This is a genomic window from Vibrio sp. Isolate30, from assembly GCF_022397975.1.
Lineage (GTDB): Bacteria > Pseudomonadota > Gammaproteobacteria > Enterobacterales > Vibrionaceae > Vibrio > Vibrio fortis.
The window spans coordinates 151,739-170,948 of sequence record NZ_JAKEUS010000001.1; the positions used below are offsets into that span (position 1 = coordinate 151,739).

At 45.5% G+C, this 19,210-nt stretch carries 15 protein-coding genes; 9 read left to right on the forward strand and 6 right to left on the reverse strand.

Going from position 1 to position 19,210, the window contains the following annotated elements; all coding sequences use genetic code 11:
* The first annotated feature begins 67 nt into the window (after positions 1-67).
* From L1D60_RS00705 to L1D60_RS00725, 5 genes are all read left to right on the forward strand, one after another.
* Positions 68-976, forward strand: coding sequence for a DMT family transporter (locus L1D60_RS00705; RefSeq protein WP_239839270.1), 909 nt, complete (start codon positions 68-70; stop codon positions 974-976).
* A 134-nt stretch (positions 977-1,110) separates the two neighbouring features.
* On the forward strand, positions 1,111-2,046 hold the full coding sequence (locus L1D60_RS00710; protein WP_239839271.1) for a LysR family transcriptional regulator: 936 nt from the start codon (positions 1,111-1,113) through the stop codon (positions 2,044-2,046).
* 179 nt (positions 2,047-2,225) lie between these two features.
* On the forward strand, positions 2,226-3,563 hold the full coding sequence (locus tag L1D60_RS00715; protein WP_239839272.1) for a hypothetical protein: 1,338 nt from the start codon (positions 2,226-2,228) through the stop codon (positions 3,561-3,563).
* A 75-nt stretch (positions 3,564-3,638) separates the two neighbouring features.
* Positions 3,639-4,298 (forward strand): hypothetical protein, encoded by a 660-nt coding sequence (locus L1D60_RS00720; RefSeq protein ID WP_239839273.1) that lies wholly within the window; start codon positions 3,639-3,641, stop codon positions 4,296-4,298.
* 314 nt (positions 4,299-4,612) lie between these two features.
* Positions 4,613-5,524, forward strand: coding sequence for a DMT family transporter (locus L1D60_RS00725; RefSeq protein WP_239839274.1), 912 nt, complete (start codon positions 4,613-4,615; stop codon positions 5,522-5,524).
* 107 nt (positions 5,525-5,631) lie between these two features.
* On the opposite strand, the gene L1D60_RS00730 is transcribed toward L1D60_RS00725, so the two are convergent.
* From L1D60_RS00730 to L1D60_RS00740, 3 genes are read right to left on the reverse strand one after another with little or no spacing between them, the layout of a single operon-like run.
* Complete coding sequence (locus L1D60_RS00730) at positions 5,632-6,813, reverse strand: MFS transporter (RefSeq protein ID WP_239839275.1); 1,182 nt, start codon at positions 6,811-6,813, stop codon at positions 5,632-5,634.
* Complete coding sequence (locus L1D60_RS00735) at positions 6,803-7,870, reverse strand: aminoglycoside phosphotransferase family protein (RefSeq protein ID WP_239839276.1); 1,068 nt, start codon at positions 7,868-7,870, stop codon at positions 6,803-6,805. Before L1D60_RS00735 ends, L1D60_RS00730 begins: the two co-directional genes overlap by 11 nt.
* Positions 7,871-7,880: 10 nt before the next feature.
* Positions 7,881-8,165 (reverse strand): GNAT family N-acetyltransferase, encoded by a 285-nt coding sequence (locus L1D60_RS00740; RefSeq protein WP_239839277.1) that lies wholly within the window; start codon positions 8,163-8,165, stop codon positions 7,881-7,883.
* Between the two features lie 233 nt (positions 8,166-8,398).
* Between L1D60_RS00740 and L1D60_RS00745 the strand changes: the two genes are divergently transcribed.
* Positions 8,399-9,145, forward strand: a complete 747-nt coding sequence (locus L1D60_RS00745; RefSeq protein WP_239839278.1) for a flagellar brake protein — start codon at positions 8,399-8,401, stop codon at positions 9,143-9,145.
* A gap of 104 nt (positions 9,146-9,249) precedes the next feature.
* Here L1D60_RS00745 and L1D60_RS00750 read toward each other — a convergent pair whose 3' ends face one another.
* On the reverse strand, positions 9,250-11,610 hold the full coding sequence (locus L1D60_RS00750; RefSeq protein WP_239839279.1) for an ATP-binding protein: 2,361 nt from the start codon (positions 11,608-11,610) through the stop codon (positions 9,250-9,252).
* 258 nt (positions 11,611-11,868) lie between these two features.
* Between L1D60_RS00750 and L1D60_RS00755 the strand changes: the two genes are divergently transcribed.
* Positions 11,869-12,363: a hypothetical protein gene (locus L1D60_RS00755; RefSeq protein WP_239839280.1), complete on the forward strand. Its 495-nt coding sequence runs from the start codon at positions 11,869-11,871 to the stop codon at positions 12,361-12,363.
* Positions 12,364-12,376: 13 nt separating this feature from the next.
* Complete coding sequence (locus tag L1D60_RS00760; protein ID WP_239839281.1) at positions 12,377-14,005, forward strand: ABC transporter ATP-binding protein; 1,629 nt, start codon at positions 12,377-12,379, stop codon at positions 14,003-14,005.
* A gap of 163 nt (positions 14,006-14,168) precedes the next feature.
* On the opposite strand, the gene L1D60_RS00765 is transcribed toward L1D60_RS00760, so the two are convergent.
* A complete protein-coding gene (locus L1D60_RS00765) occupies positions 14,169-16,217 on the reverse strand; it encodes a prolyl oligopeptidase family serine peptidase (protein ID WP_239839282.1) in 2,049 nt (682 codons plus the stop codon).
* A 183-nt stretch (positions 16,218-16,400) separates the two neighbouring features.
* Positions 16,401-17,309, reverse strand: a complete 909-nt coding sequence (locus L1D60_RS00770; protein WP_239839283.1) for a LysR family transcriptional regulator — start codon at positions 17,307-17,309, stop codon at positions 16,401-16,403.
* 183 nt (positions 17,310-17,492) lie between these two features.
* On the opposite strand from L1D60_RS00770, the gene L1D60_RS00775 reads away from it, so the two are divergent.
* On the forward strand, positions 17,493-19,187 hold the full coding sequence (locus L1D60_RS00775; protein ID WP_239839284.1) for an L-lactate permease: 1,695 nt from the start codon (positions 17,493-17,495) through the stop codon (positions 19,185-19,187).
* Positions 19,188-19,210 lie beyond the last annotated feature (23 nt).

Here is a 19,210-nt window from a genome sequence, read left to right on the forward strand (position 1 = left end):
CTTTACAACCACTAGTTATGGGTATACTCTTCACACCAAGAGTTATCTTAACGTAAAGATATTTTAGATGAATATATTATTAGCAATGATCCCCGCCTTCTTCTGGGGTACAACTTATGCAGTGACGCAGTTTACGCTACAGGAGTGGCCACCCTTACTACTCGGTGCTCTGCGTGCTTTGCCTGCAGGTTTATTATTGCTTGCTGTAAAACCTACTCTACCGAAAAAAGGTGAGTGGCAAATCATTTTCACACTGGGTTTAATCAATATTGCGACCTTCTTCGGTCTGATTTTTGTTATGGCTCTCACCTTGCCTTCTGCCATATCAGGCGTAGGTATGATCTCAGTACCTGTATTTGCAATGATCTTCCATTGGGTTGTGAAAAAGCAGCGCCCTAACCTGATTCAAGCTTTGTCGGGTGTCGGACTGATTTCACTGGCGTGGATGCTGTTTAATCCAAGTCAAATCTCACTCAGCCCTGTAGGGCTAGGTGCTATGTTTGCCGCTATCATGTGTATCATTGTTGGCAGCAGCATTACTAAGTCACTCGGCGATCGCATGCACTGGTGGAAAGTACTGACTTGGCAGTTAATTCTTGGTGGTGTGATTTTGTCTGTGGCTTCGGCGACTCATGCTTTCATCGACCCGCAACCATACGTAAACGCAGTAACGCACTTCGATTCGCGTAACTTTATGGGTCTATTGTGGGTGATTGGTTTGAATACAGCACTGGGCTACGGCATGTACGTTTGGTTGCTACAACGTATGTCAGTGGTCGACTTTACCTTTGGTGGTATCGCTAACCCTGTAGCAGGGATCGTGATGGGAATGCTGTTGATGGGTGAGTCTTTCACTGCCACTCAGTACTCACTGATGACAGGTATGATTGTGATGTCACTCTTGCCTCAAGTCATCCTTGCGATTCGACAACCTAAGACAGTATCAACACCAAATAAGCCGTTAAAGGCAAGATAACCTCTTCAAACTTAAATAAAACCCGTTTCACACGGGTTTTATTTATTTGGCCGTAACGTCATACGAATTTTCCATTTGTCCTACATGAATCGTCGTCATATGATTAAAGAGTATACGTGACGTTAGGGGGCAAAATGGCAAAAGACTTATTCGCAAATCTCGATCTCAACCTTCTTCGAACTTTCATCATACTGCATCAAGAGCGCAATATGAGAAAAGCATCAGAGCGACTTTTTGTATCCCAACCCGCGGTAAGCAAAGCCCTACAACGTCTGCGTGACCACTTTGGTGATGAGCTATTTGTAAAGACACATCACGGCCTGCGGGCAACAGAACATGCCAATATGCTCGCTGAAAGCATTTCACCGATTCTAGATGAGCTGTCGTGTGCGATAAACACCAGTAATGAATTCAACCCAGCCGAGTTACAAGGCATCATCAAGGTTGCACTCTCCCCTTATCTGCTCAGCTCTCTTTCTAGCAAACTGTTCAAAGCCATTCGTGCACAAGCCCCTCACGTACAGATCCAATTATTGAACTGGTCTGGCACTACTATGACTGACATCATCAATGATGAAGTCCACATTGGGCTTAACTACGAGATCAATCACGCACCAAAAGAGCTGCTTCAGCAACACATAGCTCAAGATACATTCAAGGGTTATGTACGTGAAGATCACCCATATCCGGATGACTACATAGAGGTCAAAGATGGCGTGAATTTCGAATTAGCCTCAGTGATCGCCGTCGATTGGAACTCACATCAATCGCTCGCAGAGAAGATACTCAAAATCAAAGGTCATAAAGCTCGCATTGGATTTCGTTCAGAGCTCCCTTCAGCGGTCATAGACGTGGTGCGCAATTCAGACATGCTCTTCCCCGCCTCAAAATTTCTAGAGATCGAACAGAAAACGTCGTTAAGAGCGATCAATTTGTTGTTCGACAGCACAGATGTACAGCCAATGATGTGCGCCTACTATCACCACAAGAATCGTAACAGCCCAACCACACTATGGCTGAAGAAGATTCTAGAGAACCTTCTAAACAGCGCTTCGAGCAAAACTCAATAATAACCTAGAGTTATCACGCTGTTTCTTTTCTCTCATTAATAACCGAACGTTAAAGCCTCTATTCCATCAAGCAATTAGAGGCTTTTTTGTCCACTCCATATACTTCTCTCATCGGCTAGGAACGCCATCAATACTGCAAGACGCAACACAAGTTCCTTAACTATTTTGAGAGTAGATCAATGAAACTAAAATTACTAAGCACCCTAATCGCCGCTTCTTTCCTAGCTGGCTGTTCTTCTTCTGGTTCAAGCAGCAACCCACCAGCAGCTCAAGATGGGATTGCGGATGTAACTTACATGCAAGGTGAAAACGTGGACGCAGCTCGTGTAGTCGGTGATGAAGGCAACCACAACGCATTAATTATCCGTGATATATCGAGTGACAATGGTGAAACAACCACTTTAGTTTTAATTGATGGCAACCTGTATCACATTGAAGATGGTGTCGTTACTGATAACGATCACAATGAAATTGGTCACATCGAAAATCAAGGCGACCAAATCGTGTTTAACGGCGTGGTAAACGGTGAAAAAGTCGAAGTTACACTTACGGTTGTCGATGGACGTTTGATTGCAGATTCTGTTGTTATTGAAACACCACCAAAATGGGGTGACGAAGGCGCAAGCTCAATTAAGTTAATTCCTGTTGATGGAAAAACACTGATCTTTGTTGGAGATGAACTAATTGGCTCGGTTAGTGATGATGGTTACGTTATCAAAGATGGACAAATTGTAGGTGAATTCAAAGGTAGTTCTGACGAAGGCACCGTGACACTGTACAACGGGACATCCCTAAATTACTCAGTATCGACTGAAACTACCATTGTCACCGTAAACAAAGACGGAATGATCTACACATGGGATAGTGCGACAGGAGACACTAATGTATCTATTGATGGCGATACTGACAACGGCTGGGGTTTAACGGATCCTGACTACGGAATTGGCTTCGAATTCGAAATGGTTGACGATAATAAACTCGTTATCACTTTAGGTGCGAGTGAAGTAACAATTACTGATACAGCTACCGGTGTCATTATCTCAGGAGATGAAGGCCGCAGCACCGTTTCTGTGAAGACAGTGAACGCTTACAAAGAAGCAATGACTCATCTAACAAAAGAAGAACAGAAATTCCTGGCACTTGCGTTTATTGCCAATGAAGGTGCTGGTGCCATCAATGAAGATATGCGAGTGAAAGCTTGGACTGTAACTAAAGAGATGACGAAAGAGTGGTCTCAAGACAACAAGCTAACCATGCTGAAAATCGCGAACATTGAAATGGACCTTCAAGGCAATTCTTTGGGTTACTACCTATTAACTGGTGAAAAGAAAACTGTAGATGAACTTCGCACGGCTGCGAAAGGAGCTATCTCAGACGCAATCCATGATTGGATTCCTGCAAAGCCAAATCTAACTGCTGAGCAAAAAGCAGAACTGAAACAGAAAGTTCAATCACTTTCACAAGAGCAACGTCAGCAAATCAAACAAGCTGTAAAAGACCGTGTTAGCCGCGGCTAAATAAAACAGTGAATAAAAGCAAAGGAGCCGCTTTCTAAGTGGCTCCTTTTTGTTTGAACCAAGGTTGAAAGTGAAATGAGACGAATATCTTTGGCAATGGCTATGCTGGTGACACTCAGTGTTTCCGCTAACGACCACCAGCTACAACAACTGAGCTACCACGAACCTAGCCTCAGCTTCCAAACCGCTAAGGCCGGTGATACTTGGGTCGGCACGGTATCAGGCGTGATTCAAGCGACCGATGCGATCAACATTAATGCAGAGATAGACAGTGAAGGCTACCTTGAGCTTGGAACTGGCTATGGCTTAGTCTTAGGGCAATTTTACACCGAAGCTTTCGTTAGTTATGGCCGCGCTGACCTTATTGATATCTATGACGTTGGTATTTTTAGCGGAACGGCGCTTTCAGAAAATATCATGCTATTTGCCAACACTTCGCATGAATGGCGGAAATTCTCGATAGCCGATCTTCACGATGCGAATCGCGAATGGAAAAACACCATAGGTACGAGCTATTCACCTTCCGAGCACATGAGTTTTTCCTACTCTTTCAGCCATGATCGCCAATTAACGGGCGAGAAAGGCTATTACAACAGCCAAGATGTCACGTTTACTTTAAAACCTAAATGGGTAGAGCCTTATGTGAAATACACCTTTGGACAGAAGCGTGTCAGCCCTGGGGACGTATTTCGCTCTGATGGCAGCGTAGAGCTTGGGTTCAACTTAAGATTCTAGAACCCTGTTGAGATTCACCCCTTTTTACCGTTTCATTTGGTAACTCTCACCCCCTTTATTTTCTGTATCTTCGATAAAGGGGACTTTTCTCCTCCAGTCTCCAAAAACCCTCACAAAGAACCATGATATTATTAAAAATAGTATTAATAGAAATTATTTCTTATATATAACCATTAAACAGAAAAAATTTTCAGCAAAGATAAGAATCAGAGATAAAAAGGAAAACTATTTCTCTTGAGACCTCCTTATACTGTGGCACATCAATTAGGCGGCACAAGCCTATGATTTAAAATAATAAGTATTGGGAAGTCACCATGAATTCGAAGTCTTTTACTATTTTGCTCTTTTTGTCGGTATGCCTTATCTGGGGTACAACTTGGTTTGCGATGGAAGTAGCCTTGCACTCTATCCCACCAATCTTTGCGACTGCGTTGCGATTTCTTCTTGCCGCACCTCTATTGGCCGTACTCGCCAGAGGATTTAACCAACCTTTGATGTTTCCAAAAGGGAAACGCCAGTGGATCTTAATTGTCGCGCTGATGTACTTTGCGATTCCGTTTACCCTAATGATCTATGGTGAGCAGTACATTTCTTCAGGGTTGGCCTCTATTATCTTTGCTAACATGCCGGTTGCCGTGATGCTGATGTCGGGGCTGTTTCTTGGTTTACGCCTTGCCAAACACCAAATTTTCGGTCTTATTACAGCTGTAATTAGCCTGTGTTTGATTCTTGGGAATGAGATGCAAATGGGCGGTGAAGATTACCTGATTGGCACTGTGTCTCTTGGGCTTGCTGTAGCGATTCACGCAGTCATGTATGTTCTGGTTCAAAAGCACTGTAAAGAGATTCAAGTTCTGACCTACAATGCAGTGCCGTGTTTCATTGCTTCTCTTTTCCTATTCGCAGTTTCTGCTGTTGGTGAAAATGTCGATGTGTCTGCATTTACTTGGGACTCTATCTCTGCCGTTGTTTACCTAGGCTTTATCGCAAGTGTTGGTGGCATTGTAGCTTACTTCAAACTGGGACAAGTATCGACGCCTTTCCAAGCTTCTATCTGTTTCCTAATTTTTCCAGTCGTTGCGCTCGTTATCTCAGCCATCATCAACGGTGAAATGCTGGCGGAGCAGTCACTGATTCTTATGTTGCCGTTATTATTTGGTATCTTACTCACCAAGGCGCCGAAGAAAATGTTTAAACTCCGCAACGGTTTAAAGGTAAGTCAGTAATAAACTCGACCTCGTAAACTCAACGAAGTCATGAAAATCGTTCAGAGACAAAAAAGCTCCAATGGCGACATTGGAGCTTTTGTTTTATTCAGTTTGCCTAAGAGTGCTTATCGCCAACTGAAGTAACGCACCTCGTTGCCATCTTCCGGTACTTTAGGAATATTTAGAGAAAGCAATAGGGAAACTGCAGCCATCGCAGCACCGATAAAGAATACGGTGGCAGGAGACGCCAACCAAATCACACCGAAAACCACTGGGATCACCACCGCCGCAATGTGGTTAATGGTGAAAGAAACACCCGCGGTCGAAGCCATATCAGCCGGGTCAGCAATCTTCTGGAAATAGGTTTTGATTGCCAAAGCCAATGCGAAGAAGAGGTGATCAATTACATACAAGGCCGCCGCCCACTCAGCGCTTTGCACGAGACCATAACCCACAAACACACAAATCAAACCCACGTATTCAAATATCAGTGCCTTGCGTTCGCCCACAACGCCAATGAACTTACCAATACGTTTAGCAAACAAGAAGTTAAATAGGTAGTTAATCAAGAAAAGAAGCGTGACATCCGCAGCTGAATACCCGAACTTCTCCACCATCAAGAAACCAGCAAATACAGTGAAGATCTGTCGACGAGCACCACTCATAAAGGTCAGTGCGTAGTAAAGCCAGTAGCGCTTACGCAACACTAGCTTCTTATTCTGCTGCGTCTCGGTTTTGAACTCAGGGAAACCAAATGTCATCACCAGTACGAGTAAGAAGCCTATCCCGCCAGTAATGCCGTAAACCCAGACAAAATCGAGCTTGAGTTGCTCTAGCATTACCCAAATAGAGCCATAGGTGATAAGAGAAGCAAGAGCCCCAACCGAGATCATTTTCCCTAGCATCTCTGGTGCTTCTTCTTTGCTCAGCCATTGCAAAGAAAGCGACTGCTTTAACGTTTCAAAGTAATGGAAGCCCGTCGACATTAGGACTGTAGTGAGCAACAACCCAGTCAATGACGGAAACAAACCTGTGATTGCTGTGCCTATAGTCAGCATCGCCAGCGATACCAGCATGAATCGTTGCTCGCGAATAAAAGCCAACACAAACACAACCGTAAATGCCAGAAAACCAGGGATTTCACGGACACTCTGAAGTAATCCGATATCGGCACCATCAAAGTTAGCGCGCTCAACAACAAAGTTGTTCAACAGCGCCATCCAGCTAGAAAACGCGATCGGGACAATAATCGAAATCAGCAACAAAAAGTTCTGCGGCGTCTTCCAACTTGCAGTTTTATCGAACATCAACAAACTCCTGTTCGTTCATCTCACTGAGCGCTTTTTTTGTTAGCAGCTCTGTGTATGGGTTAATCTTCCAGTGATTCGGGCTCCAACCCTTAACAAAGCGTTGAAAGTCGGCCCATGCCGTTGCAAACATAGGGCGCCAAGCCGCTTCGACTTCTGCCGCTGCTAGGTGTGGCTGATAGATTGCCAACGCATGAGCAAGCTGATCAAAATAGACGTTCAACACCTCGCTCTCTAGCTCTGCACAATCTCTGGGCCTAATCGCACTGCTCATAAACAGCGCCACATCCTTCATCGCACAACCAAGTCCTACGTATTGAAAATCGACCGCGGCCGCATTTTGATTTTCCACATCAAAACAGAAGTTGGCTAATTTAGCATCGCCATGTACAAGCGTCGGATAAAGGCAGTTCTTTAGCTTCTGGTCAATCTGCTCGGCTTTTTGCTTCAGTGCTTGGTCTGCCAATACACTGAGTTCGTCCGGACGTGTTGCCAAATGCCAATAGGTTCCTGTTTCCCACAAACTCGCGACGTCACTAGGATTGATTTGGATATGTTTAGCGTGAAAATGTGCGAGCCAACGTAGACAAGCATGACGTTGATGCAACTCGTCTAGACTATAACCCTCAACGTCATTCGCTAACACATCAAAGTTAGATGTGTTTGGGAAGCCGAGTGTCTTGAGATCTTGCATCACGATTAACCACTCCCCTTCTGTTTGCTGGCATTGCAGGCCAACGGGAACGGGGCAGTTCACATCATACTTTTGAGTAAACTCTTGATACCATGAGGTTTCCACCTGATAAGACTTTACTTTTCTTTGGTGCGAGAGCTGAGTATTCCACCCTTTCGGATGTTCTGTTTTCTCTGGCAGCGCAACGTGTTTGACGATAACGCTGGTCACGCCTTGTGTATCAGGGAAGTACAGGCGAACCAGCTCTCCGTAGCCTCCCCATAGGCGCTGAATGACTTCAACGTGATGACTCTCAGAACCATGAATTGAGCGCGCGATATCATTGTATAGAAGCGTTGTTGAATCTGTGGTTGAACAAGACATACTTTCCTCGTTATGCCTCATCCGCCAGTAGATGAGCCCACTGCTTTTGCCTTGCCATATAGTGCACAACATAGCTGCAGACAGGGACAATTTTGAAGCCTGCCTTCTCGATCTCTGGGAGAATCGCTTCCATCATCACTTTACCCATGCCTTGCCCTTGTAGCTCATCTGGGACGCGAGTTGAGGTAATATGAAGCACTTGTCCTTGCTGCTGATATTTCACCAAGGCGTATTGTTCGGGAGCTAGCTCTACCGTTATTTGCTGGGCTTCCTGATCCCATTTTACTGCCTGCATTCTCAACTCCTATAAATATTCGACATGCTAAACGATAAACGATTGAAGTCTTAGATTGATGTTAATAGACTAACGCACGTGCATATAAATAAAACGATAAAGTGGGAATTACAAATAAATCTGAAATGGACACCGCCACCAGATTCAATATCCAATTCTCTCACTTACCTAAATCTAGCACGTAAGAACCGTCTATTGTCAGACAACGCATGTTGGCGCATGGAGAACACACAATGAACGCACCACTAAAGAAACCTGTGGAGCCAAACCAATCACTGCAAGATCCGCGAAATCGCACCGTATCCACCATCAACAGCACGGATGCATTGGCGATGATTGAGCATGGCAGTGAACTGACTCTCAACATCACCACCCCAGTTGGCAGTAAATTCTTAGCCACCACCAAATTCATTGGCACTCACAGTGAAAATTGCATCTTGATTGAAGTTCCTGAAGTCTCATCAGACGATCTTGGCTTTTTCTTTCAAGAGGGCTTCTGGATGACCGTTCGCGCATACTCTCTTCGAGGTGAAGGTGCACTGATCCACTTTAGAAGTCAGATTCACCACAACATCGGCGAACCATTCCCGCTGCTGATTTTGTCTACACCCAGCACAATGCAAGTAACACAACTGCGTAAAGAGACTCGTTATGAGGTCAACTTAGCGGGCAAGATCAACATCAATGATCAACGCACTGATTGTGAAATCCGTGACCTTTCAAAGAGTGGCTGTCGATTTGTCACATCGCCAACATCAAGAAACCTTCAGGTAGCTGAACGTGTTTCGATTGAGATCTCACCAGACAATTACAATGGTCCTTTGATACCACCTCTGAGAGGCGTGATCTGTAACCTGCAAAAGTCGACCCACTATGCGAGATATGGCGTTGAGTTCGACGAGGTAGGCCGAGCTAATGCTCGCAACCTGCTGAGTAAGTTAAAGTTTGATGGTACTAAATTACGCCTAAGACAAGGCTAAGCGTTACCGAAACATATCCAATAAAAAACAGCCATCGTTTGATGGCTGTTTTCGTTGATTACGATGACACAAACAAAGCCAGTCGTTCGCTTGTGTCTATCTCACTACTTTCTCAATGCATTGAGCTTCGCTTGGGCAATACCAAAGACAGTATCAATTGGATAGCTGCCTTCATCACTTGGTTCACCCGCAGGTTTACCTGTAAACAGCTCAATAGCTTCTGTCACATGCTCGATAGCCCAGATGTTAAACTCACCTTTCTCTACCGCCTTGACGATATCGCTACGCAGCATCAGGTTATGAACGTTAGAGCGCGGGATAATCACCCCTTGAGTACTACTGCGCCCTTTGATTTCGCATACATCGAAGAAGCCTTCAATTTTCTCGTTCACACCACCGATAGGCTGAGATTCACCAAATTGGTTCATCGAACCCGTGATCGCTATGTCTTGTCGGTTAGGCTGTTTTGAGAAGGCAGATACAACGGCACAGAACTCCGCCATACTCGCACTGTCTCCGTCGACCCCACCATAAGACTGTTCGAAGGTAATGTTGGTCGTCAGTGGTACTTTTGCCGTCTTACCAAACACAGAAGAGAGGTAAGCCGACAGAATCATCACCCCTTTTGAGTGAATACTGCCACCCAGATCGACGTTTCGCTCAATATCAATCACCTCACCATCACCGTAAGCGGTGGTCGCTGTAATGCGGTTCGGCGCACCAAACATATGGTCAGTTGTACTGAGTACAGATAATGCGTTGACCTGTCCGATCGCTTCGCCTTCCACGCGCATCAAGGTTGTACCATTGGTAAAGGTCTCCATCACGCTGTCTTGCAATCGACCAACACGCAGCTGCTGATTGGCCAATGCCTGTTCAACATGACCCGCACGAATCAGATTCGAGTTTGAACCTTTGGCTACATAGTTAGATTCACGTAGCAGATTGGCGATATGAGCTGAATGCAGCGACAACTTACCCTGATCACCCGCCTGACGAGAGCTGTGCTCAATGATGCGCGCAATCGCTTTACGGTCACAATGCAGCATGCCGTTGTCGTGAACGATACTCGAAATAAAACGTGCATAATGCAGTTCTGAATCAGGGGTTCGCTTCATCTCGTCTTCGAAATCAGCCGTCACACGGAACAACTCACCAAACTCTGCATCATAATGTTGAAGCAGTTGGTAAGTGCGGTAATCACCAAACAAAATGATCTTCACATCCAGTGGGATCGGCTCTGGATCAAGCGACACTGCGCCCGTTAAGGTGACCTCTTTTTCCAGAGAAGTCAGGCTTAATTGACGAGAACGAAGTGCACGCTTGAGGCCATCCCAAACATATGGCTGCTCTAATACTTTCACCGCGTCCATCAACAACACACCACCATTCGCACGATGTAAGCTACCGGCACGAATCAATGAAAAGTCGGTAAATACCGTGCCTTTAAACGTCGCCGTTTCCACATAACCAAACAGTGAGTGGTAGTTCGGGTTATCTTCAACCACAATGGGTAATTGATGCTCTTTCTGACTCACCAACACGTTAACTTTGTAGCGACGAGGTAGCTTCTTATCTAACGAAGCGGTCGCGATTTCTGCCTGCTCGTTACTCTCTTCCAAGAAGATTTCCGCATTCTCGACAATGTCTTTGCGAAGCGCGGTGAGATACTTTTTGATCTCTGGGTACTGGCTGTAATCCTGCTTCAGCTGCTTGATGAAATGAGTGATTACGTCACGCGTGGTATCATCATTCAGCTTCTGGATCTTCTCAGTGTATGTCTCTTCCAGCTCGGTCAGTTCTCTAGAGATGGTACGCAGCCCGACTTCAAGCGCGTCAATGCTCTTATCGAACTGCTCTTGCTCTTCAGCAGACAGTTGATCAAACGTCTCTTCGGTGTGCAGCTCCTCACCATTCATCGCAACAAACTGATAGTCACCTTTCGAAGTAATCGTTAGGTTAATACCCTTCTCTTTGGCTTCTAAACTGATCGCCTCAAGCGCCACTTGTTGTTTACTCGCCAACTGGTTCTTTAAGGTGTCTGCTCGACCAAAATACATCTCGTTATCAAAAGCCAATGGCATCGCTTTTAGAAGCTTACGCATCAACTTTTCAATGTCTTGTTTTAAGCTAGTACCAACACCACTTGGTAACTTAAGTACCTTTGGGGTCCGAATATCGTCGAAGTTCGCGACATAACACCAGTCGAACAACTGCTCTGGCTCTGCGGTGTGACGATTGAGATAACGCAAGATCATGGTTCGCTTACCAAGACCGTTGCGGCCAATCGCATAAATGTTGTAACCCTTTTCCTTGATCGACATAGCAAACTCGACCGCTTTTTGTGCGCGCTCTTGTCCAACTATCTCATCAATGGGAGCCAGTTCCTTGGTCGACTTACAAGGCAACTTTTCAAGTTCAGCTACCTGATACAGTTGCTCTGGGTTGAGTCTTTGAATCGCCATCGCCGCCTCCTTAATCCTTTAGTTCTGGGTATAGTTCAAATAAGTGTAGATGTAATTTCCCATAAATTTAGTGACTTACGCTACACCACAGCTCAACCGAACAAATAACGAACAATTTCACGCTAAATCCATGAAACTAACAGAAATCGATGACACTAAAATGATTTAACATTTGCAATAAAATCAAATGATTTTAGTTTGCATTTGATAATAAATATCATTAACATTCTTTGGTCTTATAAATTAGAGGCCGAGAAGATGGATTTAGAACGATGCTGGATGCACTACCTTAAAGCGGAACAACTCATGGAGCAGGGCCATTGGCCAGAAGCTCAGCGTCTTTACGGCGATGTTTTGAGTTCACTTCCTCATCATATTCAAAACGCTGCATTCCAGAATGACATCAAGCCTTGTCAGTTTGCTTGCCTGTTAACAGGGTTAAGAGACGCCAGTATTTCTCAGGCAGAGATTCTAAACAAACTCGGCAACCAACAAGATGCGTTCGACACACTGAATCAATCTTATGCCTTAATGCAGTTCATCTCTTTAGAAGATAACTCTCTAATTAAACGCACTCACTCACTGCTAGAGCAACAGAGTGAAGAACTGCTCAGACACTTAATCGCTTTTTGTAGCGCACAACGCAATGCTCAATGGATGATAGAGCTAGAGCAACTTCAAAGAGCGCATCACTATTTTGGACAATTGAAGTCGACACACGACACCTACCCATCACCCAATGTCTTAAACTGAATAAGGACGTATCATGTCAGACAAAGCCATCCTTAAGGTCAACAACCTTTCCGTGAGTTTTAAAACCAATGATGGAATCATTGATGCAGTAAAGGGCATTAATTTCACGCTCAACTCAAGCGAAACCCTCGCTATTGTGGGCGAGTCAGGTTCGGGTAAATCGGTATCGTCTAACGCCCTAATGAGCTTACTGCCAGATAACGCCATTATTCATCCAGAATCGTATATTGAGTTTGAAGGCGAGTCGATTCTCGATAAATCTGAGCGTGAGATGCAGGCAGTGCGTGGCGATCGCATCGGCATGATCTTCCAAGAACCGATGACCTCGCTTAACCCTTACCTACGCGTTGGCATTCAAGTCGCAGAAGCGATCATGTGTCACCGCAATGTGTCGAAAGCACAAGCCAAAGCGCGCGTATTAGAACTATTTGATCTGGTACATCTACCGAATCCAAGTCAAGCCTACACCAAATACCCACACGAATTTTCTGGCGGTCAACTGCAACGCATCATGATCGCAATGGCATTGATTAATGAGCCTGACATTCTTATCGCCGATGAACCAACAACGGCATTGGATGTAACGGTACAAGCCGAGGTCCTGTCTCTGATTAAAGAGATTCAAGCCAAGATGGGGATGGCGATTCTGTTCATTACCCACGATTTAGGCGTAGTAAAACACTTTGCCGATCGTGTACTGGTGATGTGTAAGGGCGAACTGGTTGAAGAGGGCGAGACTGTCCCGCTTTTTGAAGCACCAAGACATGAATACACCCGCATGCTGATCAACTCTGTACCAAAAGGCGCGAAGACCCCAATTGAAGAGTCTGCCCCGCAACTACTGGAAGCGGACGACATTCGCGTGAAGTTCCTGGTTAAGCCTCACTTTATTAAGAGCCGTTGCCAATATTTTGAGGCAGTGAAAGGCATCTCCCTCAAGCTTAAGCAAGGTGAAACCCTAGGTATTGTGGGTGAGTCCGGTTCAGGTAAATCGACTCTGGGTCGTGCTTTAATCGGCCTTCTGCCATCCACTGGCCGTATCGTCTACAAAGGCCAAGATGTCAGCTTGTTAACAGATAAAGAGCGTCACAACCTTAAGAAAGACGTGCAGATGGTGTTCCAAGACCCATACGGTTCGCTATCACCACGTATGACGGTAGGTGAGATCATCACAGAAGGATTAACCGTCCACCAGCCTCATTTGACTAAGAAAGAGCGCTTGGAGCGTGCACGAAAAGCTCTGCTCGAGGTGCGCTTAGAACCAAACTCGATCAACCGCTATCCGCATGAGTTCTCTGGCGGGCAACGTCAACGTATCGCGATCGCTCGTGCGCTGATCCTTGAACCATCATTCATCTTACTAGATGAGCCAACATCGGCGCTTGACCGCTCGGTTCAGCTAACGGTGATCGATCTTCTGAAGGATATTCAAGCTAAGCACAACATCGGCTTCTTGTTCATCAGCCATGACTTATCCGTGGTGAAAGCCTTATCTGATCGCGTACTGGTGATGCAAAAGGGTGAAGTGATGGAGCAAGGCACTGCAGAAGAGATTTTCCAAAATCCACAGCATGAATACACGCAGAAACTCATCGATGCTTCTTTCGATCTTGATGAAAAACCTAAAAAAAGTGCTGCATAAGTGGAACTAATTCACATTAACAACGTCATATAAGTACATTCTGAAAATTTGCATTAATGGATTGCTACAGAGTGGATATAGCAAATTGGTTTGGCCGCCAAAAATGAAAAAAGTCGCACGGATGCGACTTTTTTTGTACCTATAGAATCAGTTAAAGCAAAAACTAAACCGTCAATTCCTTAATACCCATATTCCACAAAGTAAAAGCGTAAGTATCTGCAGATAAGTCAATCGCTTTATTCAGTGGCATACCTGCTCCATGGCCCGCATTCACATCAATACGAATCATCACTGGTTGATCACCTTGGTGCTTAAGCTGAAGCTCGGAGATGAACTTGTAAGAGTGTGCAGGGACAACACGATCGTCATGGTCGGCCGTAGTCACTAATGTCGCAGGGTAAGATTGCCCCTCTTTAACATTGTGCACTGGTGAATAACCCAGTAGGTACTCAAACATCTCTTGGTTTTGCGCAGACGTACCGTAGTCATAAGCCCAACCCTCACCAGAGGTAAAGGTGTGGTAGCGCAGCATATCCAATACGCCAACCGCTGGTAGAGCAACTTGGAACAGGTCTGGACGTTGCGTCAAACACGCTCCAACCAATAATCCACCGTTCGAACCACCACGAATCGCAAGCTTGTTTGAGCTGGTGTAGTTTTTCTCAATCAAAAACTCCGCCGCAGCAATGAAATCATCGAACACGTTCTGCTTCTGAAGTTGTGTTCCCGCTTTATGCCAAGCTTTACCATATTCACCGCCACCACGTAGGTTCGGCACCGCATAAATACCTCCCAGTTCTAACCAGCTAGCTACATTGCCAGAGAATGAAGGAGGAAGGCTAACGTTAAAGCCACCGTAGCCATACAAAATAGTCGGAGCCGAGCCATCTAGCTTTGTGCCTTTCTTGTAAGAGATAAGCATAGGCACTTGAGTGCCATCTTTTGAGCTATAGAATACTTGCTCTGACTGGTACTGCTCACTGTCAAATGGCGCTTGTGATTTCTCAAACACTTTCGACTCGCCCGTCTCGACATCAAACGAGAAGATGGTTGGCGGCGTTACGTAGTTAGTAAACGTGTAATAAAGCTGAGTGTGCTCACGCTTCCCTTCAAGGCCACTTGCCGCTCCTTGTGCTGGCAATTGGATATCGCGCACCTTGTTACCCTGATAATCAAACTGCTCATACTTTGAAAGCACATCCACCATGTAATGTGCTAACAGATAGCCACCACCGGTACTGATATCCAGCGGTTGCTCACGTTCAGGGATAATATCGTTCCACTGCTGAGTGTCTGTATCTAAGCTCACCACACGACCGTTTGGCGCATCAAGGTTAGTATATAGAATGAAACGAGCGCCTTGATTATCAATCAAATAGGTGTCGCTATCGACGTGGTCGACAACCGTATTAATTGGTTGCGACTCGCTGTGTAGGTCGATGTAGAACATACGATTACCCGACGTCGACTCTTGAGCCAAAATGATCAGGTAGTTGTCATCTTCTGTGGTGTAGCCGTGGACGTAACGATGGGCTTGTTCTCGCTCTGCGCCAAATACAACCTTATCACTGCTCTGAGGCTGTCCTAGCTGGTGATAGTAGAGCTTATGCTGCTCAGTTCGCGCAGACAGGTGGCTACCATCAGGTTTATCGTAACTAGAGTAATAAAAACCTTCATTCCCTAACCAAGACACCCCTGTAAATTTGGCATCAATGATCTCTGGCTCTAGCTGCTCCTTAGTTTCGGCATCAATCACAAAAATCTTACGCCAATCACTGCCACCTTCCGAAATGCTGTAAGCCACTAAGGTATTGGATTTGGAAAAAGACACTGAACCCAATGATGTCGTTCCATCTTGCGAAAAGGTATTTGGGTCTAAGAACACTTCCGGCTCACCGCCAGCTTTGCTGCGATAGAGGATGCTGTGATTCTGCAATCCATCATTTTTATAGAAGTAGGTATAGTCACCACGTACAAAAGGTTGCGAGATCTTTTTGTAATCTTGCGCTGTCGCGATGCGTTCGCGAAGGGCATCACGAAACGGAATCTGAGACAGATAATCGAAGGTCAGCGCATTTTGCGACTCTACCCACGCAGCCGTTTCTTCACTGGTGTCGTCTTCTAACCAACGGTACGGGTCAGATATTTGCGTACCAAAGTAGTCATCAGAAACATTCTGTTGCTTTGTATGTGGGTAGACGTTCTTATCCATTCTTATCGCTTCCTTAGATTTTAAATGATAACAATTCGCAAATAAGATGACGAATCGCCGTGTTTAAATCAAGTAACCATTTGCACTAAAACGTAACTTTAGATGTCGCTGTCATCAGTCAACATCATCGCGATCAAACCTTGTTCACGTGATAATTGCTCAACAATAAAGCCGAAATGCATATTAAAAGTAATGCGAAATGGCCAGATAACGAGCACGGATATGCTCAATCAACATCTTGATCTTATTCGGGGGTTGGCGTGTAAACGGATAAACAGCGTAGATACCCAGTTTTTTACCCACGATATCAGGGAACAGATCCACCAGTTGACCGTTACGTATGTCGTGGTAGACCAAACAGCGTGGTACGTAAGCAATGCCATGACCACCCAATGCCGCTTTTCTTAACGCTGTTGCATTGTCAGTTGAGAAAGAACCCGAAACACGCACTATGTATTTGCTATCACCCTGTCCTTCTCGAATAAATTGCCACTCACCCGCCCCGGTTGTCTGGTAGGCATATTGCAGACAGTTATGTTTCACCAAATCGGTGGGAATAAGTGGTTTACCATTACGAGCAATATAAGAGGGGGATGCACACACAACCCATTGAGAGTCCAAAATGTGGCGTGCGATTAAGCTCGAATCTTCCAGATAACCCGTTCTGATCACCAAGTCGAAGCCATCATTAACCAGATCGACAAAGCGATTATCGAGTGACATATCGACAGTAAGGCCGGGGTGCATGTTACAAAACTCAGCAACCGCATCTGCCAGTATCAAATCACCCGAAATACTCGGGACCGACATTTTGATGTGACCGCTGACATTTTCACCAAAGCCTGAAACAGCGTCCATAGCCTCTTGGGTTGCCTGCTTCACATTTTTGGCTCCATGCAAGATTGCCTTACCTGCCTCAGTCAGCGTTAATTTACGCGTTGTACGATATAATAATTGAACACCTATCTCTTCCTCCAGTCGAGCAATTCTTTTGCTAACTACCGAATTTGTAAGGTTATTTTGCTCCGCAACCTTACTAAATGAACCCATTTCTACCACCTGTGAAAACAGGATTAAGTCGTCTGCACGCATGTTATTATGCCAATTTTGGAATTAATTATTTTCATTATTTCCCTATATCAATAAAAAATAAAGAGGTAAATTCACGCCAAATTAACAAACCCATTACAACCACTGCCGTTGTAATAACAAAAAACAATAACGTGTAAGTCACTTCAAACCGACAAGGATTGAGGCAAGGACGAGGAAGTACCCATGAATGAAACTCTATTAGCTCTGTTGGCATTTTCGCCAATAGTTATGGCAGCTATCTTGCTGGTTGGCCTAAATTGGCCAGCGAAGAAAGCGATGCCGGTGGCCTTTGGTCTAACCGTACTTATCGCACTATTTGGTTGGGACATGTCAGGCACTCGTGTGTTGGCATCTGTATTCCAAGGTTTTGGTATCACTGTATCGGTTCTCTGGATTGTGTTCGGCGCTATCTTCTTACTAAACACTTTGAAGCACACCGGAGCCATTACAACGATTCGTAACGGGTTTACTGATATTTCAGCAGACCGTCGTGTACAAGCCATCATCATCGCTTGGTGTTTTGGCTCTTTCATTGAAGGCGCATCAGGCTTTGGTACGCCAGCGGCCATTGCAGCACCGCTACTGGTTGCTATCGGCTTCCCAGCACTTGCTGCGGTACTAATGGGCATGATGATCCAATCTACTCCGGTATCGTTCGGTGCGGTAGGTACGCCTATTATCGTGGGTGTAAACAAAGGTCTGGATACGCACAACATCGGTGAAAGCCTAGTTGCTCATGGTTCAACATGGGACGCTTACCTACAGCAAATCACATCAAGTGTTGCGATGATTCACGCAACTGTAGGTGTGATGATTCCTGTACTAATGGCAATGATGCTGACTCGCTTCTTCGGTAAGAACAAGAGCTGGACTGAAGGCCTAGACATTTTACCGTTCGCACTATTTGCTGGTGCAGCATTCACCATCCCTTACGCACTGACAGGTGTATTCCTGGGCGCTGAGTTCCCATCTCTAATTGGTGGTCTAGTTGGCCTTGCTATCGTCGTGACAGCAGCGAAACGTGGCTTCCTAGTGCCTAAATCAAAATGGGATTTCGAGAGCGAAGATAAGTGGCCTGCAGAGTGGTTAGGTTCTCTAAAAATCGACCTTGATGAGAACAAAGGCCAGCAGAAGATGAGCATGGCTCGCGCTTGGGCTCCATACGTACTGCTTGCTGTAACTCTAGTTGCTAGCCGTGTTAGCCCTGAGTTCAAAGGTTTCCTAAAGAGCGTTAGCCTATCGTTCAGCAACATCCTTGGTGAAACAGGTGTGAGCACTGCGATTCAACCTCTTTACCTGCCGGGCGGTATCCTAGTATTCGTTGCATTGGTTGCTGTATTGATTCAAGGCCGCAGCGCTGCGCCACTTGCGAAAGCGTTCGGTGAATCAAGCAAAACACTAATTGGTGCAGGTTTCGTACTGGTGTTCACTATCCCTATGGTTCGTATCTTCATCAACTCTGGTGTGAACGCCGCTGACCTAGCGAGTATGCCGGTTACAACCGCAAACTTCGCCGCTGACCTTGTCGGCTCTGCTTTCCCTGCACTAAGTGCAACAGTGGGTGCGTTGGGTGCATTCATTGCAGGCTCAAACACAGTATCAAACATGATGTTTAGCCAATTCCAATTCGAGGTCGCACAAACTCTGACTATCTCGAGTGCAGTAGTTGTCGCTCTACAAGCGGTAGGTGCAGCAGCAGGTAACATGATTGCAATTCACAACGTGGTAGCCGCATCTGCAACCGTAGGTCTGCTAGGCCGCGAAGGTGCAACGCTACGTAAGACCGTAATCCCAACGTTCTACTACCTAGTTATGACAGGCATCATCGGTCTTGTGGTTATCTACGGATTCAACGTGACTGACGCTCTGATGCGTTAAGCTTAAATTAGGCGGTGTTCATT